Here is a 25,739-nt window from a genome sequence, read left to right as displayed (position 1 = left end):
GCGGCCCCACCCCGCCCGGCGTCCCGTTCAGCCGGTTCGGCCCGGCCGGCCCAGTTCCGGGTCCGGGGGCGTTGATTGCCGCCCGCCATTGCTCCTTCACGGGGGCAATGGCGGATGGCTCTGATGGCAGGGCAGGGCGGGTCGGCTTTGTCTGAACAGCCCCGCGTCATGGGCCGGGCCCGCGCCCGGCTTTAAGCCCGGCCCGCTTTCCGGCCTTTTTTTCGCCCTCTTTTTATTGTTGGATGATCTCGTTTTGGCCCCCGCCGGCCGGGTTACGTTGCCCTGACCCAGCCCGCGGGGGCTTTTTTATGCGGTCGGGGCGCTCCCGCCCTGGTCACCGTGGCGGCCGGCCCGGACCAGACCGACCGCGGGGGTCTTCGGTTGGTCTGCCGGTTGGTTGGGACTTTGCCGTGGTCGCCCTTGCGGATGCCGGCCATAATTTGGTATGGTTTTGGATAAACGTGCGGCTGCCGCGTATTTCTGCGCGCCCAGGTCCGCCGGTTTTAAGGGAAAGGCGAGGCGGAATAACGGGCAATGGATAGCCTTTATCGTTTGGCGGAGAATATCGCGCAGTGGGGCTTGCAGGCTGAAAACTGGTGGCAGTTTGCCGTCATCCTGCCGGCCCTGGTCGCTTCCTGGCTGGCGCAGAGTCGGCTGAGGCGCCGGCTGGGGCTGGAAGAGGGCGGCACCGGTTTGCGCTACCTGGCCCTGCGTTCGGCCATGCGGATCGTCTGGCCCCTGAGCCTGCTCTTCTTTGTCCTGATCGGGCGGGAAGTGCTGAAGGCCTTGGCTTATCCCCACGCCCTGCTGGATCTGGCCGTGCCCCTGCTGCTTTCCCTGGCTTTGATCCGCATCCTGGTTTACATGCTGCGCAAGGGCTTTGCCCCGGGGCCGGCCCTGAAGGCCGGCGAAAATATTGTGGTAACCGGCATCTGGCTGGTGGTCGGCCTCCATCTGCTGGGCTGGCTGCCGGCGGTGCGGGAGACCCTGGACGTGCTGGCCATCAACGTGGGCCAGAGCAGGATTTCGCTGCTGGCGGCGGTGGAAATCACCGTGCTGATCGGGCTGGCGATCATCATCGCGGTCTGGCTATCGGGGCTGATCGAGCGCCAGGTCCACAACCTGCGCTATTTCAGCGCCGCCATGCAGGTGGGGCTGGCCAAGTTCGCCAAGTTCCTGCTGATCACCATCGCCCTGCTGGTGGCCCTCAACCTGGTGGGCATCGACCTCACCGCCTTCGCCGTCTTCGGCGGGGCCCTGGGGGTCGGCATGGGTTTCGGCCTGCAGCGGATCGCCTCCAATTTCATCAGCGGCTTTATCCTGATCATGGACCGTTCGGTCAAGCCCGGCGACGTGATCACGGTGGGCGACAAGTTCGGCTGGGTCGAGGAACTGCGGGCCCGTTACATCGTGGTCCGCAACCGGGACGGGGTCGATACCCTGATCCCCAATGAAACCCTGATCACCAACCAGGTCATCAACTGGAGTTACGCCGACCCCAATGTCCGGCTCAAGATTCCGGTCCAGATCAGTTATGATGATGACCCGGAGCAGGCCATGGCCCTGATGCTGGAAGCGGCCCAGGTTCCGCCCCGGGTACTGAAGGTGCCGGCCCCGGCGGTGCGGTTGCTGAAATTTGCCGACAGCGGCATCGAATTGGAGCTGCGGATCTGGATCGGCGACCCGGAAATGGGGCCCACCTCGGTCCGGTCGGCGATTAATCTCGAGATCTGGCGCAAATTCAAGCAGGCGGGGATCACCATTCCGTATCCCCAGCGTGATTTGCACCTGAAAAGCCTGCCGCCCCGGGCAGAGGCATTCAATCCGGACCGTCCCGGGGACCGTCCGGCGGCACCGCCGCCCGCTTAAAGGTGGAGCCCGGACGGCCGGATTAAATTCAAGTCTTCACGGGCCGGTGGCTCCCGTTTCGTGAATGTTGGTGGGGGAGGTGGAAAAAGGTGAATAAACCAGGCGATATCAACGTGACTCGACCGGATGGCCGCGACACTTGGGCTTTTCTGCAGGGTTTCCTGCGCTATCCCGAGCAGGTGGCCTCGATTGTGCCCAGTTCGCGCTTCCTCGAGCGGCGGCTCATCGATTGCGCCGAGATCTGCCGGGCCCGCCTGGTGGTGGAACTGGGCCCCGGCACCGGCGGGACCACCCGGGCCATGCTGGCGGCCCTGGGCCCCGAGGCCCGCTTGCTGAGCATCGAGATCACCCCGGAGTTCGTCAGCCGGCTGGCCCGGCATCCCGACCCCCGCCTCACCGTCCACCTGGGCAGCGCCGCCGATATTCGGGATATTCTCGATGAGCATGGCCTGGAGCGGCCCGATGTGGTGGTTTCGGGGATCCCCTTCTCCACCATGCCCCTGGTGCTGGGGCGGCGGATTATCGGCGAGGTCTGGGAATCCCTGCCGCCGGGCGGGCTCTTTGTCGCCTACCAGGTCCGGGATCGGGTGGCCGCCCTGAGCCGCAAGCTGCTGGGCAAACCGGAGGTGGAGCTGGAGCTGCTCAACGTGCCGCCGATGCGGCTTTTCCGCTGGCGCAAACCCCTGGCCTGATTAACCGGGGCCGGCCGGGCCGCTTCGGCCGGCCCCGCCCATTGCCCCCCCGCGAGGATAAGGAGGATACATGCTGGCCATGCTGCGGCTCTGGCACCGGCGCTATTTCAGCGACCCCCAGGCAGTGATCCTCACTTTCCTGCTGCTTTTCTTCGCCCTGGTCCTCCACTTTTTCGGGCGGATGCTGACCCCGCTGCTCACCGCGATCATCATCGCCTACCTGCTGGAAGGGCCCATCGCCTGGATGGAAGAGCAGGGCATCCGGCGGATCATCGGGGTCAGCCTGGTGCTGCTGCTCTTCTTTCTGCTGGCCTTGTTCGGCTCTTTCGCGGTTTTTCCCATTCTCTGGAATCAGATCGGCGATTTGCTGCGGGAGCTGCCCCGCTATTTGACCCAGGGCCAGCAGGTGCTGCTGGCCCTGCCGGAACGCTACCCCCTGATCAGCGAGGAGCAGGTCCGGGAGGTGGTCACCGCCGCCCGCATCCAGGTGGGCAACCTGGGCCAGCACGTCCTGGCGATTTCTCTGGCCTCGGTGGCCAATATCATCACCCTGCTGGTTTACCTGGTCCTGGTGCCCTTCCTGGTCTTCTTCCTGCTCAAGGATAAAAAGCTGATCCTGGGCTGGATCAGCCTCCGCCTGCCGCGGGAACGCGGCGCCGCCCAGCATCTCTGGCGGGATCTCGATCTGCAGATGGGCAATTATGTCCGGGGGAAATTCTGGGAAATCCTGATTGTCGGGGCCTTTACCTACGTCTGCTTCTTCCTGCTGGGGGTCGAATACGCCCTGCTGCTGGCCACCCTGACCGGGCTCTCGGTGCTGGTGCCCTACGTCGGGGCGGTGGTGGTCACCTTCCCGGTGGCCCTGCTCGGCTACTTCCAGTGGGGCGCGGGCGGGGAGCTGTTCTGGCTGATGGTGGTCTACGCCGTTATCCAGGGGCTGGACGGCAATGTCCTCAACCCCCTGCTCTTTGCCAAGGTGGTCAATCTGCATCCGGTGGCGATCATCGCCGCCATCCTGGTTTTCGGTGGGCTCTGGGGCTTCTGGGGGGTTTTCTTCGCCATTCCCCTGGCCACCCTGGTCAACGCCGTCATCATCTGCTGGCCCCGTACTCCCGACCTGCAAGTCTGATCACCCTTCCGCTTCCCGCTTCCCGGCCGCCAGCGGCGGCTGGTCCGGCATGAAGAGCCGGGCGGTATTGCGGCCCGCCTCCTTGGCCTGGTACATGGCGTGGTCGGCGTGGCGGAGCAGCTCGCCAATTTCCCCGCCGTGATCGGGAAAGATGGCGATGCCGATGCTGGCCGAAATCTGCAGGTTGCGTTCCTCGATCATAAAGGGCTGGTGGAGGGCGGCCCGGATCTTGTCGGCGGCGGTGAAGGCGTCGGGGTGCCGGTCGACGGTATGGAGCAGCACGATGAACTCATCGCCGCTGATCCGTCCCACCTGGTCGGCGGCCCGCAGGCAGCCGGTGAGGCGGCGGGCCACCTGCTGCAGCAGGAGATCGCCCACCGCGTGGCCGTACTGGTCGTTGACCGGCTTGAAGTTGTCCAGGTCGACGAAGAGCAGGGCTATCTTGCCGCCTTGGCGCCGGGCCGAGGCCAGGGCGTGCTGGGCCATCTCGACAAAGAGCGACCGGTTGGGCAGGTCGGTCAGGGCGTCGTAATGGGCCATCCGGGTGATCCGGGCTTCCGCCTGCTTGCGTTCGGTGATGTCCCGGGTGATGCCGACAATGCCCACCACCTTGCCCTGCTCATCGAACAGGGGAGAGGCGTTGGCGGTGTGCCAGCGCCATTCTCCGTTGCGGTGGCGGATACGGTACTCGTAGCCCTCCTGCTTCTGGCCGTTGACCTCGATATTGCGCAAAAACTCATGACTGCGGGCCAAATCGTCGGGATGGGTATAGAGGTCGAACTTGCGGTTGACCACCTCCGCCAGCTCATGCCCCAGGATTTCGGTCCAGTTGGGGGAGACGTAGGTCAGCACCCCTTCCGGGCTAACGGCGTAGATGATGTCGTTGGCGTTTTCCACGTAGGCCCGGAAGGTGGCTTCACTGGTCCGCAGGGCCTCTTCCAGTTCCTTGTGCTCGGTGATATCGTTGGCGTAGCCGGTCCAGAGAATGCTGCCGTCGGGAAGTTTCTGCGGGGTATCGCGGGCTTCGATCCAGAGCAGGCGCCCGTCGGGATGGATCATGCGAAAGCGGCCGACCCAGGGTTCCAGGCGGCTGGCGGTTTGCAGGCTTTCCCGCACCACCCGGTCATAATCGTCCGGATGAATCCTGCCCATCAGGGTTTCGGCATCGGCGGCTACCTGTTCGGGGGTTACGCCGAATATTTTGCTGACTCCCTCACTGGCGTAAGGATAGTGCCAGCGGCCGTCGGGATCGCGCTGCAACTGATAAACAAAGCCGGGCAGGTTGCGGGTGAGCTGGTCCAGTTTGTGAAAAAAATCACGGGCCCGAGCCCGCTGTTCGCTGCGGCCGGAGATGTAAGCCCGGCGGGTGACCAGCAGGGCGAAGAGGGCGAAGAAGAGCCAGAGCAGGAGGGTGGGCAGGAGCAGGTTTTGCCAGTCCGGCAGGAGCCGTACGGGGCCGTTTGGGGCGGCAGCCGAGGCCACCGGCCCGGCCAGGACAAGAACCTCGACGATGAAGTAGGCTCCCAGCAGCGCGGGCAGGACGGCCAGCAAGACCAGGCCCCAGCGGCTTGCCGACCACTTGGCGCGAAAGCTTATGTTGCCCGCGGTTTTCTTCACTGGTTCAGTCCCGGGCTGTCCGCCAGGCGCGGCCGGATATAGGGGGAGGGGGTGACACAATAAAAAAGGGAAATCAAGAGCAGAAGCTTAATTCCCCTGAAAGATCGATGGCGCACCCGGGAGGATTCGAACCTCCGACCTACGGATTCGTAGTCCGGGATTACCTTTTTCCTTGCATTTCCCATTTTCTCCCATTAAGCTACATAAAAGCACCGAATAAGGCCACTTACAAGACAGAGGCCGGGGCAACAAGTACCACCATTTCCCATTAGTTTTTATCTCCGAGGTGGGAAATAGGGTGGGAAATAGAAAAACAGGGAGGGCGAAGACATGAAACGAAATCCCACCGGAAAGCCTGGTGTCACCTATCGGATAAATGAGCATGGCGAGAAGATATTCTACGTCCGCTTTAAGCGCAATGGCAAAGTGATTGAAGCCAAGGCTGGCGGATCAATCAAAAAGCAGATGACAGCGGCAAAGGCGGCCACCTATCGGGCGCTCTTGATAGCGGGCAAGGAATCAACCCCGCAAGAGCAGCGAGAGCAGGAGCGGGCAGCCAAGGACGCGGAACAGAGCAAGCCGACCCTGGCCCGGCTGTGGGAGGCGTTCAAGGCGGCCAAGGCTGACAACAAGAGCCTGCGGGATGATCTTTATCGCTGGCGGCTGCACCTGGAACCGCCCCTTGCGAACAAGACCCCGGCCGAGCTTGTGACCCTGGACATTGACCGGTTGCGCTCCCACCTTCTGAAGAAGGTTTACTGCCTCCAGGTTAAACGAAACGGCAAGACCGTTGAGACCAAAAAGAAGATGGCCCCGGCGACGGTTAAACAGGTGCTCGTCTTGCTCAAGCGGATCATCAACCACGCTGTTAAGCGCGGCCTCTGTCCCCCGGTGGACCCTTCCCGACTGCATTTTGAATTGCCCAAGATCAACAACGAGAAGACCGAAGACCTGAGCCCGGAAGAACTGGCCCGGCTGCTGGAGGCAATCGACAACGCGAAAGACTGGCGGGCGGCGGGAGTGCTGCGCCTGGCAATGCTGACCGGGATGCGGCGGGGCGAACTGCTGGCCCTGCGGTGGGAGCATATCGACCTAGAGCGCGGCTTCTTGCGGATCGTGGAGCCGAAGGGCGGGCGGGATGCTTCTATCCCCCTGAATGCGGCGGCCCGGCGCGTCCTGGCGGAGTTGCCCCGGACGGAAAGCCCGTTTCTGTTCCCTGGCCGGGGAGGGAACAGAGCCAGCGACCTGAAAAAACCAATTCAGGCGATCAAGAAGGCGGCAGGCTTACCGGCTGACTTCCGACCTTGCCACGGCCTGCGGCACTTTTTCGCGTCAAGCCTGGCCTCGTCTGGCCAAGTGGACCTATACACCCTGCAACGGTTACTGACCCACAAGAGCGCGGCGATGACGGCCCGCTATGCCCATTTAAGGGACGAGGCTTTACAGGCGGCGGCCGGCGTTATGGACGACCTTCTCCTTAATCACGACAGATGAGGCGAGAGGATGCAATTACTGCTAGATTTCGTTAACGTTAGGAGTTGGAGCTTGGTGAAATTAGTAATAATTCACAACCGGTTCAAGGATTCCGCAAAGTTCCGGGAGCCCAACCGCCGATACTGGGGTCATGTCTCGGAGGGGAAACTGAAGCCCCCCCCTCCTGCCAGCAACGGAATGGGCCACCCCTATACCCTGGGACTCAAAGATGGTTATTACATCTTGTTTAGACGTAAGACATTGCTCGGCGTTGACCCGATATTTATTTTGCAGCCTGAGCATCGCGAGGAACACGGGTCTATAAGCGAGAAGGAGTGCTTTTCCCGCCTGAAAGATATTCAAAAAAGATGGCGGCGCATCCTGGAAAAAACCGCAGCTAACGGAGCACAACTCGAAGACTTAAATAACTTCGTGAAAGGGGTAAGTTTTTTTGGGGCGGCCACAAGCGACAAATACGATGTAACGCTCACCCCTCTGTGCGAAGAGCCGAACTACTTGGAGCGGCAGCTCGAGGAAGAGTACGTGATGACTTTTCTGAGTGGGAACGGCAGGGACTTCCGCAAGCTGGTTGTTTGCCAACACTGCGGGAAGATGTTCAGGAGCAAACGCTCAACGGCGAAGTTCTGCGGACGGAAGTGCCGCGATGATTATAACAACCGGCGAAAGATCGCCAGCGGCTACCTGGCGGCCCACCAGGCCAGGGGGCGCGTAGAAAAACCGCTGATCTATATCCGGTAAAAACCCACCATATACACGCTAATTCTGATCTATGCGCAACTAGCTAGTATAGCGCGTTTTTCTGGCATTTATCCCTATCCTGTTTTATCATGTGCCCATGAAAGACAAACACTCTCACTCTCTGTTTGTCGCTGACATGGAGCATAGTCATGAGCAACATCCCCGACAGTTTTGACGAAAAGCAGTTGTGCCAAGTCTTGGGGATTTCCCCAAAGACGGCGCAGTCCTGGCGGCACAAGGGACGCGGCCCCGCATGGTATCGAATGGGCAGACGCCTGGTCCGGTATCGGGCCGAAGACGTGCAGTCCTGGATGGAACAGGGCCGGGTTGACGGGGGGCGCTAATCATGGCCCCCACAAGCCACGGCCCCGCCCCGGAGAGCCTGGAAAGCACCGGGAGCAGGGCCGAACACAAATCACGAAAAAATGTTACCACGGGCGGGCCGGGGAAGCAACCCTTCTTTGACCAGGCGGCCGCCCTTGCCTTTCTGGACGCCCTGGGCGGTGGCCCCTTCTGCTTCCGAACCTTTGACGACAACAAGGACCGGAGCGACCCCCGCCTTGTCACCACCCCCACCGGAGCGCTTGAGCAATGCGGGGGCAGGCTGGCGAGCCTTAATGCGAAAGGCGCGGGCGTTTATGTGGTTGTCAACCAGGGCGGCAACACGGACAAAGAGATAAACACGATCCGGGCCCTCTTTGCCGACTTCGACCAGGTGGACAAAAACCGGCGCTTCGACTTTTCCCTTAAGCCATCTCTTGTCATCGAGTCATCCCCCGGCAAGCATCACGTATATTGGCTGGTAGATGATTTTCCCGTTGAACAATTCCGGGCAGCGCAGAAGCGGATAATCGGCGCTTACGGCAGCGACCCCACCGTCAAGAACGAATCCCGAGTTATGCGGGTGCCGGGCTTTTATCATCGTAAAGACCCCATCCCTTTTCTTTCCAGGATCATCCATAACACCGGCCGGCGCTATGACCGGGCCACAATCGCGGAATGGCTGGACACCCTGCCCGACACAAATGTGCCTCCCCTAAAAAACACGCAAGATCAGCTACAAGTAAAACTTGAAAAACCCGACCCCTACGCGGAAAAGGCTTTTCAAAATGCCCTGGGCGCGGTGATGACTGCCCCGGGGGGATCACGCAATGATGAATTAAACCGGCAGGCCCACGGCCTTTATGGCCTAGCCCTGGTTGGCCGGCTGGATGAGCAGGAAGTTACCCGGCAACTTGAGCGGGCAGGATCTGCAGCCGGGTTATCCGGCAATGAGATTGCAGCCACCCTGAGCAGCGCCAGGCGGGCAGCAGAGCCGAGGCCGGATAAATCGCAAGAATCGCAAGAATCGCAATCGCAACCCTGGCGCGATCCAAAACCGCTGAACGTGGCCGAGGAACCAGAACCTTACCCTATATCCGCTTTAAACGGTGATATTGGGGCGGCCGTCAATGAGGTTTGCGAGTTTGTCCAATGCCCCGAGGCCTTGGCCGCCTGTTCGGCCCTCGCTACCGCCTCCGCCGTATGTCAAGCCTTGGCGGACGTTGAGCGGGCCACAAAACTTGTCGGCCCATCATCTTTATATTTCCTGCTGTCTGCGGATAGCGGGGAGCGAAAATCTACGGCTGACGGTTATTTCAGCCGTGGAGTCGGAAAATGGGTGGCCGAGCGGCGAGAAGAGCTTAAGCCCGAGTTTGCCAAGTATGAGGCCGACCGGCAGGCATGGGAGGCCGAGCGGGCGGGGGTTATCGCGGCTATTCGGGATGCGGCAAAAAAAGGTGAGGCAATAGACAAACTTAAGGCCCGGCTGGCGGTGATTGAGGCCCGCAAGCCCCCGCGGCCCTTGGTTCCGAATCTGCTTTACTCCGACGCAACTCCGGAAAGCGTAGCCTATGACTTGGCCACCGGCTGGCCTTCTGCGGCCCTGTTATCGGCGGAGGGCGGCGTGGTGCTGGGTGGTCACGCTATGGGCGCTGATTCCCTGATGCGGAATCTTGCCCTATTGAATGCCCTTTGGAGCGGAGAGCGCCACCAGGTAAACAGAAGAACTTCTGAATCCTTTTCCCTGGAGTCTGCCCGCCTGACAATTGGGCTTGCGGCACAACCGGCAGTCATTCAAGACTTTGTGGATAAGACAAGAGGGCTTGCCCGTGGCTCCGGTTTCATGGCCCGTTTTTTGTTCGCCTCTCCGGCTTCAACGCAAGGCGGCCGATTCTTCCGAGAGCCGCCCAAGTCCTGGCCCGCCCTGGCCCGCTTTCAACGGCGACTGCGGGAGCTGCTGGAAATTCCGCTTAATTTTGATGAACACGGCCAGCTTGCCCCGCCGGCTCTAAGGATGACCGCGGAGGCCCGGCAAATATGGGTTTCATTCCACGACGCCACAGAACAAAGCCTGAGGGATGATCTGGCCGACTGCCGGGATATAGCCAGCAAGTCAGCAGATAACGCGGCCCGGCTTGCCTGCCTTTTGCATGTTTTCGAGCATGGCCCCACCGGCATGATTGATGCGCAGTCGATAATCGCAGGTTGCCGCCTGGCAGGCTGGCACCTGTACGAGGCCCGCCGGTATATCCGGACGGTTGCGATCCCGCCGGAAGCTAAGGAAGCGGCCAAGCTGGAAGCCTGGATAATCGCGCAATCGCTGTATAAATACCCCTTACAAACAAATGATGTTTTAAAGAATGGTCCTAGTAGCCTACGAAAAAAGGAAGCTATGGAAAATACGATGAAATTACTTGCTGAACGGCACCGGGCCAGGATCGTGGAGCAGGGCCGGAAGCGTTTTATTGAAATCAACCCGCAACTGCTGGAGGTAGAAAGATGAGCCTCCGGGACTTCCTGAAAACCCTTGAAGGCGAAACCACAAATGACAATCGCGGGCCGGTTGCGACTGCGATTCCTGCGACTCTTGCGACAGTTGAGCGGGAAACCAGTACCCAAAAGGTTAGAACGCCACCAGAGCCCCGGAAGGCCACCGGCTACGGCTGCGGCAAATGCGACGCGAACCTGTATCACGAAACCCCGGACGGCTGGAGGTGTTCCGGCTGCGGCAAAGTGTTTGCGATTATCTGCGGCAGCAAGGGACCTCGGGTGCAAATACACTAAAGAGGATAGGCCATGAAATTAACACCGATTAAGGCAATCCGGCGGAAGTGCCTGGACTGCTCCGGCGGGCAACCCCTCGAAGCGCGGCTCTGCCCTGTAGCAAGCTGCCCCCTCTGGCCTTATCGGATGGGGAAGCGTTCGAGAGAATGTGAAACACCCAGAACCCAAAAAAAAGTGGGTTAGCCCCCGGTTTTTGAGCAGGAAGCGGCTATTGAGGAAGGCCGTGAACCATCAAGCAGGGGTAACATCATAACTTGGCCCATCTTGGGCAACAGCACGTGAGGATGAAATGATGACCGATGAAGAAAGACTCCAGGTACTGGCAACCGGCCGAATTGGCAACCCCAGCCGCGGGAGTAAAGCCAGGTCCGGCTCTGCCTTGGCCGATGGGTGGAAACAGGGCGAGGCCCCTCCCACCAGTCCGGCACCACTGCCCGGTCGCGTTTACTCTGAGCAACTGCAAAAGGTTTTGGCGAACGCGTCTCTCCTTCTTGGCCATGAGCGATCTCACCGTGGTCAGGTTGCTCGGTTGCTCGACGAGCTGGTTCAGTTCGAGTGGCTGGCCCACTTGGACAGCCTGGCGAGTTTTAAGGCACGGATTGCCAGGATTTTCGAGTTGGCGGAGGCAGGCAATGGCCGCTGAAAAAACAGGCAAAAAGCAGCGCGGCAAGCCCTTTCAGCCGGGGCAGTCTGGAAACCCTGCCGGCCGACCAAAGGGAGCGCGTAATAAAACGACCATGGCAGCCCTGGCTTTGTTGGACGGTGAGGCCGAGGCCCTTACACGTCGCGTTTTGGAAATGGCTCTGGATGGTGATTTCCAGGCATTAAAGCTTTGCCTGGAAAGGCTGATACCACCGGCTAAGGATCGGCCGGTTACTGTTTCGTTACCAGAGATGAAAGAACCCGGCGATCTGCCCAGAATCACAGCGGCGATTCTGGCTGCGGTGGCGGCGGGAGAGATCGGTCCGACAGAAGCGGCGGCCTTGGGTAAACTGGTTGAACAGCACGGAAAGGCGGTTGAATTGGCCGACATCGAGGCTCGGCTTAGGAAACTCGAAATGGAGGTGAAAAAATGAAATCGTTGGAACGAAGGATAGAGAGCGTTGAGCATGCGATAAGCCCGGCAGGCGTCAGGGTGGTTGTCCGGGCGGAAGGTGAAACCGACGAGGAGTTCAAAGCGCGTGTAAAACCGGGTGAGCGCGGGCATCTAGTGATTGTCACACCGGACGACATCGCTTGCTTGTGATTACCGGGGGGGGACTACCGGTTCGCTCTTTTCTCTTACGAGGGGTTTATCCTACGGATTACGAATTAAATTTGTGGATTATTGCGGGCGGGATTGCCAATTCTTCGGGTTTTGATAATAGCGCTTCTGAAAAAACACTTTCACAATAAATCCAAGAGCGAATGTAGCACCATAGCAAAATCGACAGTCAGATGATAGGCTTAATGGCTCGGCATTGGGCCGGCCGCAATCCAAGAAGAAGACTAATCGTTTAGAATTTTGTATCTAATTGTCTGATTGTCCGCATGTATGACTTCTATGAGGAATCTCTGAAATCGAATAATACTGGATTCGGCTAGATCGTATTTGAGGTTCTGAAAGAATGCTGGTGCGGCAAATCCCCCTCTAAATTCCCGGTAGCTGACTTCAATCGTATTGCCAGACTTACCTGAGTAAATGAGTTCCTTGCGAACGAAGTCCTGAGAGTAGCGTTCCTCAACCTTCCAGCCATCCGGAGAGTTTAGGACTCCTACCCATGTTTTGACTTTTTCGACCGAACCACTTTGATCAACCAAAAATGCTTCGCCTATGGTGGCACTCGCTTCGCTACCGACTGAATAAGACTTAAAGGTCTTTTTTTCAAGGCTAGTTGTAGCACAACCGAAAAGTCCAAAAATCATCGCAAGTGCCAGGAATATTGAGCATATTTTCATTGCATGATCCTTAAAAATTAAATCATCAGATAACTTTATCATCATCATAAACGAATAGAAGCCCATAGAGGTGGCCCCGCTTTTCAGACAGATTGGCGACACACATAAGGTGAAAAGCCTTCAAAGACCAGCAAATGGGCGGTTATAATTCGTAAATGTGTAGATGACCATCTTTATGTACAAAGTATGATAATTGGTGGCCACCTGTCAACTCCGCCTCTGCGTTTTGGGGGCCGGCTTGGCTGTAATAGTCTTTCCGGCTTTTATGGCCGGTTTGGACTTTGGAGCTGATCCGGTTTTTTCACCCAATGCAGCGGTTTTGGTCGCCCGAAATGTTTGAGCAGTTTTTGCCGTAACTGGTGCCCCGGACTTTTGGCTGAGGCGCCGGCGGGAGGCGGTGGTCTTTTCCAGTCCCAGACGCTCCGCTTCCTTCTCCTGCCGGATCCGGCAGGCCAACTCGAAGGCCTTCTCTTTGCCGTGCTTGCGGATGGAGATGGAAGTCTTGCCCTGCTTGCCTTCTTGGGTGACCCAGCTCACCTCGTAACGGTTTAGTTTTTCATTATGCCGCACTCCGACCACCCCAGTACTGGTATTGCTTACCGAAACAATATGCCTTTCGGTACGGACCTTACCCAGACTTATCTCGGTTTGATCACGCCAAGCCAACGCCTTCCGTAGGCTGGAATTACGACCACCGTGCTTGCCATCGGAAAAAAACTTGGTATGGGTTTTGCCCATGAAGTACACTCGAACAAACCAGCCGTAAGTTCGCTTGCTTTCCTGATCAATTCTAACCACATACTTGTGTTTTTTACGCATAGATCTTTCAACCATTTTTCCTCGCAAGGTTGCGGATTATGTTTGTCTATTGTAGTTGCCTCGATTCTAAGGTGAAGTTTACGTCATCTCAAGCCCAATACGACAAAAATGAAAACACGGCATACCAACCTGAGGCAAGAACCATTTGCCCCACCCCCCAGGTCTGGTAAGATGCCCTCATGAAAACCTCTCCCACCATCGCTGCCATCTATGGCTTCAACCGCCAGACCGAGCTGAAAAGTCCCCTGTTCGCCGGCGAGGTTTCGGCCGGCTTTCCGTCGCCGGCCGACGATTATGTCGACAGCCGCCTCGATCTCAATGACTTCCTGGTCAAGCATCCGGCCGCCACCTTCTTTGTCCGGGTGGCCGGCGACTCCATGATCGGGGCCGGGATCCACCATGGCGATATTCTGGTGGTGGACCGCTCCCTGGAGCCGGTCAGCGGCAAGGTGGTGATCGCGGTGGTCAACGGCGAGCTGACGGTCAAACGCCTGCAGCAGGAGAATGGCCTGGTCCGCCTGGTGGCCGAAAACCCCGACTATCCCCCCATCGAACTGACCGAGGAGACCGCCGGCGAAATCTGGGGGGTGGTTACCTCCGTCATTCACTCCCTCTAGGGTGCGGCCATGGCCGGGGTTTTCGCGCTGCTCGACTGCAACAACTTCTACGTTTCCTGCGAGCGGCTGTTCAACCCCAGGCTCGAAGGCCGACCGGTGGTGGTGCTGTCCAACAACGACGGCTGCATCATCGCCCGCTCCAACGAGGCCAAGGCCCTGGGGATCAAAATGGGCGAACCCTTTTTCCAGTGCCGCCAGCTGATCGCCACCCACCGGGTCGAAGTCTTTTCCTCCAATTACCCCCTTTACGCCGATCTCTCCCAGCGGGTCATGGACATCCTCGCCCAGCTCGAACCCGAGGTGGAAGTCTATTCCATCGACGAGGCCTTTATCCGCTTGCCCGCAGCCAGCCCGGCCGCCCTGCGGGAAAACGGCCGCCAGCTCCGGGCTAAAATCCGCCGGCAGGTCGGGATCCCGGTGGCCATCGGCTTTGGCCCCACCAAGACGCTGGCCAAAGTGGCCAACCGGGTAGCCAAAAAACAGCCGGAGCAGGGCGGAGTTTTCGTACTTCCGGAAGCGGGCCGGGAACGGGACCATCATCTGGCCGCCCTGGCGGTGGAGGATGTCTGGGGGATCGGCTACCGGTCGGCGGCGAAACTGGCTGCCCGGGGCATCCGCACCGCCCTGGCTTTGAGCAAGGCCGACGAGGACTGGCTGCGCAAAAGGCTCACGGTGACCGGCCTGCGGACCGCCCTGGAGCTGCGGGGGGTCTCCTGCCTGCCGCTCGAGCAAAGCCCGGCACCCAACAAGTCGATTATCACCTCGCGCTCCTTCGGCCGGCCGGTTACCGAGCTGAGCGGACTGCGGGAGGCCCTGGCCACTTACGTCTCGGTGGCCGCCGCCAAAATGCGGGAGCAGCACCTGCACGCCGGCTGCCTCCAGGTCTTTCTCACCACCAATCGCTTTCGCCCCGGCGAGCCCCAGTACGCCAACAGCCTGACCGTCGCCCTGGCTCAACCCACCGCCTCCACCCCGGCATTGATCAGCCGGGCCACTGAGGCCCTGCGCCGGATTTATCGTTCCGGCTTCGCTTATCAGAAGGTGGGGGTGGTCCTGCTGGACCTGGCTGACGCCGGCTTTGTTCAGCCCAGCCTCTTCCAGCCACTCCGGCCGGGCCAGGAAAAGCTGATGGCCGCCATGGACCGGATCAATCAACGCTGGGGGCGGGATACCCTGCACAGTGCCGCCACCGGGTTCCGGAAGTCCTGGAAGAACCGGCAGACCAGTAAGTCGCCGGCCTACACCACCTCCTGGCATGAGTTGCCGGTGGTTTCTTAAGGGGTGTGCCTTAGGCCTTGGTTACCGGCTGGATGCACTCCGCGCTGTCATGGCGGGGATTGTTGACCAGGGTTGAGACCGGCCAGGATTGCAGGATTTCAGCGGGACAGGGCTGCAGGAGCGGCTGGAGTTTGGCCGGGTCGGTGACGGATTGGTCCAGCCAGAACGCGAAATCAGCGGGTTGGCAGATGACCGGCATCCGGTCATGGATCGGCTGCAGCAGGCTGTTGGCCGCCGTGGTCAGGATAGAGAAGCTTTCCAGCGCCTCGCCCTCCGGAGTATCCCAGCTATCCCAGATCCCGGCCAGGGCCATCGGCACACCCTCCTTCATGCTGATAAAGTAGGGCACCTTCTTGTTGGCGGTTTTGGCCCATTCATAGAAGCCGCTGGCCGGGACCAGGCAGCGCCGGGCCCGGAATGCTTTGCGGAAGGCCGGCTTCTCATGAACCGTCTCGCTACGGGCGTTGATCAGCCGATTACCGATGGCCAGGTCCTTGGCCCAATGGGGGATCAGGCCCCAGCGGGCCATGGTCAGTTGGCGGATTCCTTCGTGAGCGGTTTTGACGACCGGGACCAGTTGGCTTGGCGCGATATTCCAGTGCTGGGGGACCGTCGGCACCTCAGGCAACGCAAAATAATCCATCAAAATCTGGGGAGGGATCGCGTTGGCGAAGCGGCCGCACATGTTATGCCTCCTTTGAGGCCATTAACTTTTTTCTGCAAAACGCAAGACATTAAGGTTAGTTGGACACATAAGTAAGCTTACGCAGTGCTTAGTCCGGATCTGTCATTTTATGACTCACTCTCTTCAGAATAATCATCGTAAAGAGGCAAAGATCCAAAAGGACCATTGTCACGAAATGAAGTGCCAAGATATTTCCCTCCATATTTATTTTCATTTGTGTTGATTAGGTAAAGATCTGAGTAGTAGTCATAATCGTGTTGTTTTTCTTTAATGTCAGAGTCTCGGAGTAATAGATGTTCGGCCAGAATGTATTCAAAAATATTATCAATTAATTTTTTTCTTTCGACATAAGATAACTTTTGGCAATAATCTTTATACTTTTCATTTAACCAACTATCTATAAACTCTCTAATATAATTATGCAATTCCCCTTTCTCGTCGAATGGTGACGAATGTTCATTCATTTCTATTATTTCTCTTAAACTGCCACCCAAAACAACAAGAGAACGATAAAATTTTGCTTTATTGATTTTCATAAAATTATACCAGAACTTTTGGGTGTAGTTGATTCCATTTGAAACTGACACACTTATGTGCTAAATAGCGAGTAGAAGTCCGGGCGCCAAAGACTAGCCGTAAGCGTAGCATTCCATCCTATTTCTGCCACCGACCTGTCCGAACATCCGGGGCCGCTCCTGTATCACAAATGCCTATAATATCTAGCATTTTATGAACTTATTAGTAATAGCGATTAATAGCCATGCGAACGACTTTGCAGAGATCAGACAAAGCATTCTTGACATCTGGTTCAAGCCGATTGATTTCTGCTCTATCCCGACGCTTTGGGTGGCCGATGTCATTACGGATTTTCGTAAACCTCGTCCCTTCTTTATCATGCCGGGCCCTTTCTATATGCTGCTCCCCAGGGGATAAACTCCATATGAGTTTATCAATTTTACCCTGTGAATCACCCGCTATAAAATATAGTATACTATACAGCAACATGAATTTTGCGATTGGACTCTGCTCCATAGCAAGTGCATACATACCAAACAACATGTGGATCTCGGGTTCCTTGGAATTTAGATGAGATGCTAATTCATTGACATCAACGTGGTTTATTGTAATCGGCGGAGGCACTGAAATCGTGAAGGTACTTAACTTGCTCCAAGGCCCCCAACGCAGGGGCGGTCCCAGTTCATTCTCAAGTACCTCCGGCTGCAGCAATGTTACGCCCCGTCTAACAGCAAGCCACTCAATTACTTGTTTCGCTATCAGATCAGTAGTGCTATGTGAACCTTGACTAAGATTAGGGCCCTCCAAATCTAAACGTAAGAGCAGTTCATCCTCAGAAGTTTTAAGTAGGGCATTTACCGAGTACTCAGAGTTTTCAATGATGAATGGTACCGGGCTTTCTGCAATACATTCCTTAGAGCTCGATAGCTTGTATGTGATATGTCCTTTCGATGTCATCGATCAACCAGAATCATTTTGTTTTCATGATGCTGTCTGTTGTATCGGTCGGCCTTTTTCTATTACCACAAAGTACCACGGCATTCCTCTCATTTTTAATGGGCACCAGAAGTAGAGCCACGGTAACGACGCTCCCTATAAATATTCTGCCTTGGGCAAACCTTTAACGATCTTCATTGTTTCCAAGCTTACGGTGATAACCCGCTGAACCAACTCCAAAGGGTAACGCGGATTTCCCATGGTTTCGATCGCCCAATCGTTGGCATCGTTGATGATCCCGCTGGCCTTGTCTGTTTTAACACTTTGCCGCTCCACCACCCAGTCCAGGGCTGGCTTTCCATTTACCACGTACTCGTATGTCTCCAGCGGAATACCCGTGATGGTAATCTTGCTGTTGTAATGCAGCGTGGTGAGGTCTTTCTCTTTTCCCGTCTTTCCGTAGCGCATCTTTTCCACCCGGTAGTCGGCATCGGGCAAATTCCTGCCACTGGTGTCGATCTTCACCGGGTATGGTTCAACTGTTTCGTAGTTAATATGCAACTCAGCAAGCTTGCGGCCAGCCTGGGAAAAAGCCCAGAAGTCAGCAGCCGTCTTAACGCAGGGGATGCGGGGTAGCTCTTTGGAAAGATTGGCAATGTAGCTTTCCCGGTAATCTGGCGAATGGAGGATGCCATAGACGTAGTAGAACAGATCCTCCTTAGTGATCGTCTCGCCTGGGTAGGCTTTTTGGAAGTGAGCTAGGCCCTCATCGGTAATGGCATCTCGGCGTTTTCGACCGGCAATTGCTTCCATCACGGGAAACAAATTGCCTTGGCCTTTCTTGTCTTGCTTGTTTTCATCGTACAGGTAGAGGGGGAAGCATTGGGCGCCAGCTTCTAACGCATTTAAGTCAACCAAAGTGTCGCTTATAAGTGCACTCATGCCGTTCCGTCCGCCCTGCCCGTTGACGCAAATAACCATATTTTCCGCCGATGCTTCAGGGAAGATGCGTGGCATTTGGTACACCATCTCATTGAAGCGTCGATTGAAGTACAACCATTGCTTGGTAAATGGTCGATACAGGCTGGTGGTCAGACATTTAATTTCAAAAGTAAATCGTCGGTTTTTCGCCAACTCTTGCTTTAACGCCCGTGACCAACTGATTTGAGTCGGGTCGGTGTCAATAAAACCATCCACCTTAACTTCCCTCTTTTTTTTATCCAACCCGCCGAAGGCTTGGTTGAAACGCTCTGCCTCGCTGTTGTAAAAACCAATCATGCGCGTCATGTTATCAGCTACATCCAGCTTGGAGGCGTTGTAGCACCATGCGTCCCGCTGTGTCTTGACGCCGCCTGAATAGTTCTCGAACAACACCTTATTGACCCGGTCCTTTTTGTCCCCAATGGAAATAAACCGCCCAAAACTCGTATCACGCTGTTCAAGCCAATCACCATGCTCATCAGGTATGATGGTGCTCCAACCTCCGGCTTCTGTGATCCCGGCTATGCTGGCAACCCCACTGATTTCCTCCAATTTCTTTTCCCGAGTGAGATAATCTCCAATATCATGGATCAAGATGCGGCCATGCTGATTCGCTTCTGGGTTCTTTACGAACAGGGAGATGGAGACGGGAGCGCGACTACCCTCGCCAAACACGTTCCCTCCCTCTTTCCTGCGCCTCTCCCCGGAAGTGCGTGCATTGCCCCTCAGATGAAACAGATGGATGTCCCCGAACTCTTCTGCAAGACATTGGCGCAAACCACCGGCGGTGTTTGTCTCAATAAACCCGGCATTAGTAACAAAACCGATTACCCCGCTGTCCCCTATACGATCACTGGCCCAACGAATTGCCCGAATGTAGCTGTCGTAAAGGGCGTTTTTGTTAGTAGCTGTTGAGCGCTTGGCGTAGGTGCTCCTTATCCGCTCATCCAAGAGTGGGTAGGCCACATTTTGATTGTTGTCGTTCGCACTGGCCTGGCCGGCCGAATACGGTGGGTTCCCAAAGATTACCCGGATGTCGAGCTTCTTCTGCCGAGACCGGCGAGCGTTGTTGGCCTCCAACAGGTAGTCGGTTACCCCCTGGTGCTCACTCATCTGGAAGGTGTCAGCCAGGCAGATTCCCACGAAAGGCTGGTAATCGCCACCAATCAGTCCGTGATAGACGGCCTCAATATTGATGGCGGCAATGTAATAAGCCAGCAGGACAATCTCGTTGGCGTGAATTTCGTTCTTAAACTTGTAGGGCAACTCGTCTTTGCTGATCAGCCCGCTTTGGAGCAACCTGGTGATGAACGTCCCGGTGCCGGTAAAGGGATCCAGAATATGAACCCCTTTACTGCCAAGGGTCATCCCGAACTCGGTTTGCAGGATGTGATTGACGCTGTGGATAATGAAATCCACCACCTCAACTGGGGTGTAAACGATCCCCAACCGTTCGGTCATTCTAGGGAAGGCGTTACGGAAGAACTTGTCGTAAAGCTCCACCACAATTCGCTGCTTCCCGGCAGCGTTATCGATACCCTCTGCCCGCAGCTTGACGCTCTCATAAAAGGATTGCAGGGTGGCGGCTTCTTTGTCCAGGCGGTGCGTTTGCAACAGGGAAAGCACCTGTTCCATGGCAACGGCCATGGGGTTGCTTTTGGCAAAGCTGTACCCCTCAAACAGGGCCTCAAACACCGGCTTGGTCACTAGGTGCTGGGCCAACATCTCAATCACTTCCGCATCGTTAATGCTGTTGTTCAAGTTGTTACGCAACCCGCAAGAGAAGGCGTCAAAGGCTTCTTTTTCCTTGGTATTTGCGGGATTTTCCAGAATGGACGTTATCCGATCGATATGGGTCCGGGCGATCTTGGCAATATCGTTGGCCCAGTCCTCCCAGTGGTGGCGGTTGCCGCATTTCTGGACCAGTTTGGCGTAGATGGCTCGCTCAATTTCTCCAACCTCGAAAGCCAACTTGAACTGGTGAGGTGTTTGGGGAGCACTCTCCTTTTTACCAATAGTTGAAACGCCCCTGCCCGCATCTTGGTTTTTAGTTTTTCCCTTGTGCTTGCGCTGCTTAGGGGGAACCTTATCGGTTACTGCAATCACCTCCATCTTGCGGGGATCTTTCCCGATCAGGTCAAGCTTGTTGATCATCGCATCAAAGCGATCATCATGGGAGCGGAGGGCCTGCAACACCTGCCAGACCACCTTGTAGGTCTTGTTGTCGTTCAAGGCCTCATGCGGCTCAACTCCGGCAGGAATTACCACCGGAAGAATGATATAGCCACGCTTCTTCTCTTTGCCAGCCTTCCGCATAACCCGGCCGACAGATTGCACCACGTCAACCTGAGAGTTACGTGGGGTGAGGAACAACACGGCGTCCAGCGCCGGGACATCCACTCCTTCGGAAAGGCACCGGACGTTACTTAATACCCGGCAGGTATTATCCGGCGGATCAGCTTTGAGCCATTGCAGCTTTTCTTCCTTTTCCGAGGCGTTCATACTGCCGTCGATATGCTCGGCCTCGCAAAGTAGCTCGGCAATGTCATCATCGCTGGCGCTCGAACGATAAGCCTCCACCACGGCCTTGAACATGCCGGCAATCTGCTTTGAACTAACTTTGTGGACTTTGGCTCCTTGGGGTACCTCAATCACTTGACAGAAAGCAACCGCCCGCCTCATGGGGTGAGGGTCGTCGATAATATCATTATCAAGCCCCTGCTTGGATAAGGCCTTCCAGCAGCCAACAATTTTGGCCGCATCATCAACCCTGAGCTGGTTATCCTCGTCCTTAAGCAAATCTTGCAAGCGCCGGTTGATATGGGCCTCTTCCACCGCCAAAACGATCACCTTGTAATCAACCAGCAGATCACGCTTTACGGCTTCGGAGAAGGTTAGAACATGGAGATTGTGCCCGAAGAGCCTTTCATCGTCCATGGAGCACAGGGTAACGCTTTCCTTCTCGGCACTGGCCTTGGCTGCATCACCATACAGTCGGGGGGTCGCTGTCATGTAAAGTCGCTTAGCGGCCCTGAGAAAGTCAGAATCGTGAACCCTGACGAAGGCGCTTTCTTCCTCACCCTCGAAAGTCGCACCTGTCGTGCGGTGAGCTTCATCACAGATGACGAGGTCGAAGTTTCCCAGCCCATGCAGGTGCTGGGCTTGGGAGACAACATCGATGGAGTGATAGGTGCTGAACACGACGCTCATGTTCACATCGTCGTGTCGAGCAAGCATTTCAGAGGCCAGTCGCACAGGGTTGGTGGTGGCCGGATAACGAAGCTCGTGAATGAAGGTTTGAACAGCATCATCGTCCTTCTTGCGCTTCTTCCCCACATCGCTGTCAGAGCAAACCGCAAAGCTGTGGAGGGGAATTTCGCTCGCCTGGGTCCACTCGGTGAGGGCCTGAGAGAGCAGAGACAGGCTGGGGACCAAGAATAAAACTCGGCCACCAGGGCCGGCAAGGTCTTCTGCGATCCTAAGGGAAGTGTAAGTTTTGCCCGAGCCACAGGCCATGATCAGCTTTCCCCGATCGCTACAGGAAAGGCCTGCCTTAACTGCGGCCACCGCATTCACCTGGTGCGGCCTTAAAGGGTCTTTTTTCCTGATACTTACTACTTTTTGTCGGTAGTATTTTCCCCAGTCAATCTGGCTGTTTTCGAGATCGATAAGGTCGATTTTTGATACCGGTGGCTGTTGGTCTCGAAGGGCATCATCGGCATGTTCACTCCAGTGGTTGGTGGTGCTGATAATGACCCTGTGAGAAAACGGCCTTTTGCCGGAGGCAGTGAAAAAACTGTCGATGTCGCTCTTTTGAACCCGATGGTCTTCCGCGTAGAACTTACACTGAATTGCGTGATACTCGTCTGTGCCACGTGTTTTGGCCACTAGGTCAATGCCCGTGTCCCGTCTGTCCAGTCCTTGTTGGTCGGCCCATTCAGAATAGGACCAAACATCGCTGTAGAGATCACGATAAAAGGGTTCGTGTTTAAGGTAGACAAGAATTAGCTCCTCAAAGTAAGTGCCTTTCTCTCGCTCAGTAACTGCAGATTCACGAAATCTATTAAATAGTGAGTATAATGTTGTTGTCATTAGTTTCTCATATCAGGAATTAATGCATCAACTTCATCAAGCCATTTGCACGGGACTCTACAACATAAGTCATAGATCAATTAAATCTAATGTGTTGGCTAAGCTAATAATTGTCTTAATGAGAGATTAAATTTTGCAAAACGATCTCTGTGTCAAGTAAATCGATTATCTCTAGCGGACTATGAAGGATATATGTTGGTTTAGACGCAATCAAACCTTCAACGTTATCAGCACCCCATAAACAGGCGACAGATTTAACATTGGCTGAATTAGAAGCAAAAATATCGATGTCTTTATCCCCAAAAGAAAGAATATTAGATGGGGGAATATTTAATTTTTTAATGGCAAGTAATATTGGCTCAGGATGAGGTTTTTTGCGGACAGTATCATGGTAACAAACCTTATGATTTAATCTAATATTAAAAAATGAGAGAACTCTATCGCAATATGCCTGGGGGCTAGATGTAACAATGGCAAATGCGATATTTCGTCGCTGAATTTCATTCAGCGCTTCACTTATACCTGGATAGATTTTGAAAAAAGGAATGCACGAGTACACTCTACCCCAATTACGAGCATGACGATATGGCTCAGCCATTGAACTATCAATTAAGGTTTGGTCTAAATCAAAGATTAACGCCATAGATTCAGTTGTTTAGCCTTATTATGATAATTAGTTAACGAATTGTCCGGCTCTTGATTGTCAATTTTTTCCGGACATGATTTTGCATTAAATCTATCAGTTACTTTGGATATTAAGTGATCTATATCGGATTTGGTATATATTGGGATGGCATTCATTTCACGAATAATAAGCTGATTACCTTGGATCTGTGCTTCGTTATGAAATTTTAAAGGATGATTTAAACAAGCCAAGATTCTTTTGTAGGATTGACAAAATCTAACAGTGTGCATTGTGCCACCTTTGATGCCGGTTTCTACAACAAAGACACAATCACTAACGCCTGCTTGTATTCTATCCCTTTCAACAAAGAAATTGCCAACTGGACGCTGTTTTATAAAATATTCAGATATTAATAAACCATCATTGTGAAGTATACGGTCAGCTAAATTTGCATTTTCCTTTGGATAAATACTGTCCAGCCCATGAGCCAGAACACAAGTTGTTGTTCCATGCGCCTCAATAGCTCCAAGATGTCCAGCAGTATCGCATCCTATTGCCAAACCGCTGACTACATTTATATTGTTTAAAGCTAAAACCTCACCTATCCGCTTTCCAAGCTTATTGCCGAACGACGTAGGTTTTCTAGTACCAATAACAGCAACACTCGGTTTTATAATTAATGAATTTATGTTACCCTTATAATTAATCAAAAGAGGAAAATCATCGGTGCTTAGCAGCTTAGTAGGATAATTACTGTCCAAAAAACTTAATAACTTAATGTTTGACTTTTCTGAGCTAGCGATAATTGAATTTGCTTTGTCGATAATATCATTCAATGTAGATGCATTATATTCTGGCAAGTTAAATTTAATTCTGTTTTCGTCAATGTAATCAAACAGATCATTGTCGCAGGTTATCCTGAAGTTTAAATTATAAATTAATTTCCTGGCAGTTTTACGGCCAATTCTAGGAAATTGAAGCAATTTAACAATGTATTCTGTTGTTATGTTGGCCTTATTTTCCATAAATTGATGTCTTAGTTGAAATAATTTTGCCCTATAAGGGCATTAGATTCGGGATTATAATTAGTTTTTCCAAGACAAAACAAGAAATACCTCCCATACGGCCATTCAACCCGCAAGGCTCTTAATATTTCAGAAATTGTAACATTAGTTGTTGTTACATCATCAATTATTAAAATGGACTTTTGGTTAAGGTTATTTGAAAAATTATCTACAGAATAGGATTCATTAATTACTTCTTTACGCTCTTTTAATGTTTTCAAGGTGTGCATTGGTGGTGTGATTTCCAACTTTTTTAGTGTTGATGGGACATACGCCCAACCGTGCCTTTCTTCCAGATAATACCCTAATGTGTCTAATCCTTTAAGCCCGGAAGGTTGCAATTCGGAGCTGCCGAGTGCTCGAACAATATAATCAAATTTATTTTCTTGGCTACCAAGTTCATTGCTAGTCCATTGACACCATTTATTGACAATATTTTTGTCATTGTTTTTAAACTTTAGCAACATACTAGAGTAAATTGTATGATCTTGGTTGCTTGGAATGTAGTATACTAAGTGCCAAGCATCACAGAGCCTAAGAAAAGAGTATTGTTGTTGAATTGAAAATAGTGTCATGTGATCCTGCTTTTTTTGTGGTTAACTTGTAATTCCCTTTTCGAGGCCTTGAATATACGCTGATTATGTCACTCACATAATCCAATCTGTTTGGCGTCACATGCTCCAGTAGTGTCACTATCAGAGATAGTTGTCACCTTGGCGAGCCAAGTATTGGCTTGATTGTATTACTCCGGCTACGGCCCTGCTTCGGTCATTCGCCCCTTGGGTATCCAGCCCCCGTGCGGTATCCCCAGCTTAATGGCGACATCCAGACCGGCCTGGTCGGCTCCAGTCTGGCCGCCGGAAATGATTCTAGTCAGCATCAGGCTCCTTACCGGCGATTACCGGCTATGCGATTACCGGCAGCAATGGCTTCCTGTTCCGTGGCAAACTCCACGATGTTCCCGGGACTGATTTTATCATAACTGGGGCAGCCCACCGGTAGATGATAGATTTTGCTGTTCCGGTTGCCCCGGATCACTTGCTGCTCTGGTTCAGGATCGCTGCCCTGCGGTCCCCTCAGGGCGGGATGATCAGCAGGCAGAGGGGTCAAAATCCCCTCACGGCTGTTTTGATGGCCAAGGGTCCAGGCTCTTTCTCCCGTGACAAAAGGATTGTTGTGGCCCATTCTGGCCGCAATACGGCGGTCCCTTTCCAGCTCCCATGCCGATGGCGGAAATTGCTTGTGCCAGGCCATGAACAGCTTTTGCTGCTGTTCCGACATGCGCAGATCGTAACGGTCGTGCATGTAAAAATAAACCCTGGCGATCTTGCCTTTGATTTCATCCCGCGGTTCCGCCGACTGGGCCCGGAAGTCCACTTTAAAATCGCAGGCGCCGTGCTGGTAAGAGGTGTCGGGCAGCATCCCGAACCGGTAATTGCCGCGGTCGGCGTTGATCTCCCCCACCGAAGGCGTCAGGTTGTGGAGGTCTGCTTCCATGATGTTAAACACTGGATCGGTGCGGATGCAGTTGGCCCGGCCACCGT

Annotated in this window: 24 protein-coding genes and 1 tRNA gene; 12 read left to right on the top strand and 13 right to left on the bottom strand. The window is 54.6% G+C overall.

What is annotated here, in order from left to right; all coding sequences use genetic code 11:
• Positions 1–534 precede the first annotated feature (534 nt).
• From ACHHTY_RS09330 to ACHHTY_RS09320, 3 genes are all read left to right on the top strand, one after another.
• A complete protein-coding gene (locus ACHHTY_RS09330) occupies positions 535–1,869 on the top strand; it encodes a mechanosensitive ion channel family protein (protein ID WP_395493846.1) in 1,335 nt (444 codons plus the stop codon).
• Between the two features lie 89 nt (positions 1,870–1,958).
• Complete coding sequence (locus tag ACHHTY_RS09325; protein ID WP_395493845.1) at positions 1,959–2,561, top strand: class I SAM-dependent methyltransferase; 603 nt, start codon at positions 1,959–1,961, stop codon at positions 2,559–2,561.
• A gap of 70 nt (positions 2,562–2,631) precedes the next feature.
• Positions 2,632–3,690: an AI-2E family transporter gene (locus ACHHTY_RS09320; protein WP_395493844.1), complete on the top strand. Its 1,059-nt coding sequence runs from the start codon at positions 2,632–2,634 to the stop codon at positions 3,688–3,690.
• Here the strand turns inward: ACHHTY_RS09320 and ACHHTY_RS09315 are convergent, their stop codons facing one another.
• A complete protein-coding gene (locus ACHHTY_RS09315) occupies positions 3,691–5,307 on the bottom strand; it encodes a sensor domain-containing protein (RefSeq protein ID WP_395493843.1) in 1,617 nt (538 codons plus the stop codon).
• Between the two features lie 108 nt (positions 5,308–5,415).
• Positions 5,416–5,483, bottom strand: a tRNA-Arg gene (locus ACHHTY_RS09310).
• A 154-nt stretch (positions 5,484–5,637) separates the two neighbouring features.
• Between ACHHTY_RS09310 and ACHHTY_RS09305 the strand changes: the two genes are divergently transcribed.
• The 7 genes from ACHHTY_RS09305 (at position 5,638) to ACHHTY_RS09275 (ending at position 11,890) form a co-directional block, all read left to right on the top strand.
• Entirely contained in the window at positions 5,638–6,801 is a 1,164-nt protein-coding gene (locus ACHHTY_RS09305) for a tyrosine-type recombinase/integrase (protein ID WP_395493842.1), read from the top strand.
• Positions 6,802–6,852: 51 nt separating this feature from the next.
• Positions 6,853–7,539 carry a hypothetical protein gene (locus ACHHTY_RS09300; RefSeq protein ID WP_395493841.1) on the top strand — a complete coding sequence of 229 codons (687 nt, stop codon included), beginning with the start codon at positions 6,853–6,855 and terminating at the stop codon, positions 7,537–7,539.
• A gap of 149 nt (positions 7,540–7,688) precedes the next feature.
• A complete protein-coding gene (locus ACHHTY_RS09295) occupies positions 7,689–7,883 on the top strand; it encodes a helix-turn-helix transcriptional regulator (RefSeq protein ID WP_395493840.1) in 195 nt (64 codons plus the stop codon).
• A 2-nt stretch (positions 7,884–7,885) separates the two neighbouring features.
• On the top strand, positions 7,886–10,363 hold the full coding sequence (locus ACHHTY_RS09290) for a DUF3987 domain-containing protein (RefSeq protein WP_395493839.1): 2,478 nt from the start codon (positions 7,886–7,888) through the stop codon (positions 10,361–10,363).
• Positions 10,364–10,933: 570 nt separating this feature from the next.
• Positions 10,934–11,287 carry a hypothetical protein gene (locus tag ACHHTY_RS09285; protein ID WP_395493838.1) on the top strand — a complete coding sequence of 118 codons (354 nt, stop codon included), beginning with the start codon at positions 10,934–10,936 and terminating at the stop codon, positions 11,285–11,287.
• Entirely contained in the window at positions 11,277–11,720 is a 444-nt protein-coding gene (locus ACHHTY_RS09280; protein ID WP_395493837.1) for a DUF5681 domain-containing protein, read from the top strand. The genes ACHHTY_RS09285 and ACHHTY_RS09280 overlap by 11 nt, the downstream gene beginning before the upstream one ends.
• Entirely contained in the window at positions 11,717–11,890 is a 174-nt protein-coding gene (locus ACHHTY_RS09275; RefSeq protein WP_395493836.1) for a hypothetical protein, read from the top strand. The genes ACHHTY_RS09280 and ACHHTY_RS09275 overlap by 4 nt, the downstream gene beginning before the upstream one ends.
• 242 nt (positions 11,891–12,132) lie before the next feature.
• Here ACHHTY_RS09275 and ACHHTY_RS09270 read toward each other — a convergent pair whose 3' ends face one another.
• Positions 12,133–12,630: a hypothetical protein gene (locus ACHHTY_RS09270; protein ID WP_395493835.1), complete on the bottom strand. Its 498-nt coding sequence runs from the start codon at positions 12,628–12,630 to the stop codon at positions 12,133–12,135.
• Between the two features lie 159 nt (positions 12,631–12,789).
• Entirely contained in the window at positions 12,790–13,401 is a 612-nt protein-coding gene (locus ACHHTY_RS09265; RefSeq protein WP_395493834.1) for an AP2/ERF family transcription factor, read from the bottom strand.
• 179 nt (positions 13,402–13,580) lie between these two features.
• On the opposite strand from ACHHTY_RS09265, the gene ACHHTY_RS09260 reads away from it, so the two are divergent.
• Both ACHHTY_RS09260 and ACHHTY_RS09255 read left to right on the top strand, forming a co-directional pair.
• A complete protein-coding gene (locus ACHHTY_RS09260) occupies positions 13,581–14,018 on the top strand; it encodes a LexA family protein (protein WP_395493833.1) in 438 nt (145 codons plus the stop codon).
• A 9-nt stretch (positions 14,019–14,027) separates the two neighbouring features.
• Positions 14,028–15,296, top strand: a complete 1,269-nt coding sequence (locus ACHHTY_RS09255) for a Y-family DNA polymerase (protein ID WP_395493832.1) — start codon at positions 14,028–14,030, stop codon at positions 15,294–15,296.
• A 10-nt stretch (positions 15,297–15,306) separates the two neighbouring features.
• Here the strand turns inward: ACHHTY_RS09255 and ACHHTY_RS09250 are convergent, their stop codons facing one another.
• The 9 genes from ACHHTY_RS09250 to ACHHTY_RS09210 all read right to left on the bottom strand — a co-directional run.
• Positions 15,307–15,981 carry an SOS response-associated peptidase gene (locus ACHHTY_RS09250; protein WP_395493831.1) on the bottom strand — a complete coding sequence of 225 codons (675 nt, stop codon included), beginning with the start codon at positions 15,979–15,981 and terminating at the stop codon, positions 15,307–15,309.
• Between the two features lie 107 nt (positions 15,982–16,088).
• A complete protein-coding gene (locus ACHHTY_RS09245; protein WP_395493830.1) occupies positions 16,089–16,517 on the bottom strand; it encodes a hypothetical protein in 429 nt (142 codons plus the stop codon).
• A gap of 202 nt (positions 16,518–16,719) precedes the next feature.
• The gene (locus ACHHTY_RS09240; RefSeq protein ID WP_395493829.1) at positions 16,720–17,454 is read right to left on the bottom strand and encodes a hypothetical protein; all 735 of its coding nucleotides are present in this window, start codon (positions 17,452–17,454) and stop codon (positions 16,720–16,722) included.
• A 135-nt stretch (positions 17,455–17,589) separates the two neighbouring features.
• Positions 17,590–22,506: a DEAD/DEAH box helicase gene (locus ACHHTY_RS09235; protein WP_395493828.1), complete on the bottom strand. Its 4,917-nt coding sequence runs from the start codon at positions 22,504–22,506 to the stop codon at positions 17,590–17,592.
• A 115-nt stretch (positions 22,507–22,621) separates the two neighbouring features.
• On the bottom strand, positions 22,622–23,149 hold the full coding sequence (locus tag ACHHTY_RS09230; protein WP_395493827.1) for an HAD family hydrolase: 528 nt from the start codon (positions 23,147–23,149) through the stop codon (positions 22,622–22,624).
• The gene (locus ACHHTY_RS09225) at positions 23,140–24,156 is read right to left on the bottom strand and encodes a DNA-processing protein DprA (protein WP_395493826.1); all 1,017 of its coding nucleotides are present in this window, start codon (positions 24,154–24,156) and stop codon (positions 23,140–23,142) included. The genes ACHHTY_RS09230 and ACHHTY_RS09225 overlap by 10 nt, the downstream gene beginning before the upstream one ends.
• A gap of 11 nt (positions 24,157–24,167) precedes the next feature.
• Positions 24,168–24,770, bottom strand: a complete 603-nt coding sequence (locus tag ACHHTY_RS09220; RefSeq protein ID WP_395493825.1) for a hypothetical protein — start codon at positions 24,768–24,770, stop codon at positions 24,168–24,170.
• Positions 24,771–24,946: 176 nt separating this feature from the next.
• On the bottom strand, positions 24,947–25,075 hold the full coding sequence (locus tag ACHHTY_RS09215) for a YpsA SLOG family protein (RefSeq protein ID WP_395493824.1): 129 nt from the start codon (positions 25,073–25,075) through the stop codon (positions 24,947–24,949).
• An 8-nt stretch (positions 25,076–25,083) separates the two neighbouring features.
• The coding region (locus ACHHTY_RS09210; RefSeq protein ID WP_395493823.1) for an endonuclease I family protein at positions 25,084–25,739 on the bottom strand (656 nt) is incomplete at its 5' end.

It is taken from the genome of Desulfurivibrio nitratireducens (genome assembly GCF_044068515.1).
Taxonomy (GTDB): domain Bacteria; phylum Desulfobacterota; class Desulfobulbia; order Desulfobulbales; family Desulfurivibrionaceae; genus Desulfurivibrio.
The sequence above is the reverse complement of the archived record's forward strand: the minus strand, read 5'-3'. Positions and strand labels throughout refer to the sequence as shown.

Excerpts from the sequence above, each read along its gene's own strand:
- ACHHTY_RS09330 (WP_395493846.1), top strand. The coding sequence starts at position 535 with ATGGATAGCCTTTATCGTTTGGCGGAGAATATCGCGCAGTGGGGCTTG.
- ACHHTY_RS09320 (WP_395493844.1), top strand. The coding sequence starts at position 2,632 with ATGCTGGCCATGCTGCGGCTCTGGCACCGGCGCTATTTCAGCGACCCC.
- ACHHTY_RS09305 (WP_395493842.1), top strand. The coding sequence starts at position 5,638 with ATGAAACGAAATCCCACCGGAAAGCCTGGTGTCACCTATCGGATAAAT.
- ACHHTY_RS09295 (WP_395493840.1), top strand. The coding sequence starts at position 7,689 with ATGAGCAACATCCCCGACAGTTTTGACGAAAAGCAGTTGTGCCAAGTC.
- ACHHTY_RS09290 (WP_395493839.1), top strand. The coding sequence starts at position 7,886 with ATGGCCCCCACAAGCCACGGCCCCGCCCCGGAGAGCCTGGAAAGCACC.
- ACHHTY_RS09285 (WP_395493838.1), top strand. The coding sequence starts at position 10,934 with ATGATGACCGATGAAGAAAGACTCCAGGTACTGGCAACCGGCCGAATT.
- ACHHTY_RS09280 (WP_395493837.1), top strand. The coding sequence starts at position 11,277 with ATGGCCGCTGAAAAAACAGGCAAAAAGCAGCGCGGCAAGCCCTTTCAG.
- ACHHTY_RS09275 (WP_395493836.1), top strand. The coding sequence starts at position 11,717 with ATGAAATCGTTGGAACGAAGGATAGAGAGCGTTGAGCATGCGATAAGC.
- ACHHTY_RS09270 (WP_395493835.1), bottom strand. The coding sequence starts at position 12,630 with ATGATGATGATAAAGTTATCTGATGATTTAATTTTTAAGGATCATGCA.
- ACHHTY_RS09265 (WP_395493834.1), bottom strand. The coding sequence starts at position 13,401 with ATGCGTAAAAAACACAAGTATGTGGTTAGAATTGATCAGGAAAGCAAG.
- ACHHTY_RS09260 (WP_395493833.1), top strand. The coding sequence starts at position 13,581 with ATGAAAACCTCTCCCACCATCGCTGCCATCTATGGCTTCAACCGCCAG.
- ACHHTY_RS09255 (WP_395493832.1), top strand. The coding sequence starts at position 14,028 with ATGGCCGGGGTTTTCGCGCTGCTCGACTGCAACAACTTCTACGTTTCC.
- ACHHTY_RS09250 (WP_395493831.1), bottom strand. The coding sequence starts at position 15,981 with ATGTGCGGCCGCTTCGCCAACGCGATCCCTCCCCAGATTTTGATGGAT.
- ACHHTY_RS09245 (WP_395493830.1), bottom strand. The coding sequence starts at position 16,517 with ATGAAAATCAATAAAGCAAAATTTTATCGTTCTCTTGTTGTTTTGGGT.
- ACHHTY_RS09240 (WP_395493829.1), bottom strand. The coding sequence starts at position 17,454 with ATGACATCGAAAGGACATATCACATACAAGCTATCGAGCTCTAAGGAA.
- ACHHTY_RS09235 (WP_395493828.1), bottom strand. The coding sequence starts at position 22,506 with ATGACAACAACATTATACTCACTATTTAATAGATTTCGTGAATCTGCA.
- ACHHTY_RS09230 (WP_395493827.1), bottom strand. The coding sequence starts at position 23,149 with ATGGCGTTAATCTTTGATTTAGACCAAACCTTAATTGATAGTTCAATG.
- ACHHTY_RS09225 (WP_395493826.1), bottom strand. The coding sequence starts at position 24,156 with ATGGAAAATAAGGCCAACATAACAACAGAATACATTGTTAAATTGCTT.
- ACHHTY_RS09220 (WP_395493825.1), bottom strand. The coding sequence starts at position 24,770 with ATGACACTATTTTCAATTCAACAACAATACTCTTTTCTTAGGCTCTGT.
- ACHHTY_RS09215 (WP_395493824.1), bottom strand. The coding sequence starts at position 25,075 with ATGCTGACTAGAATCATTTCCGGCGGCCAGACTGGAGCCGACCAGGCC.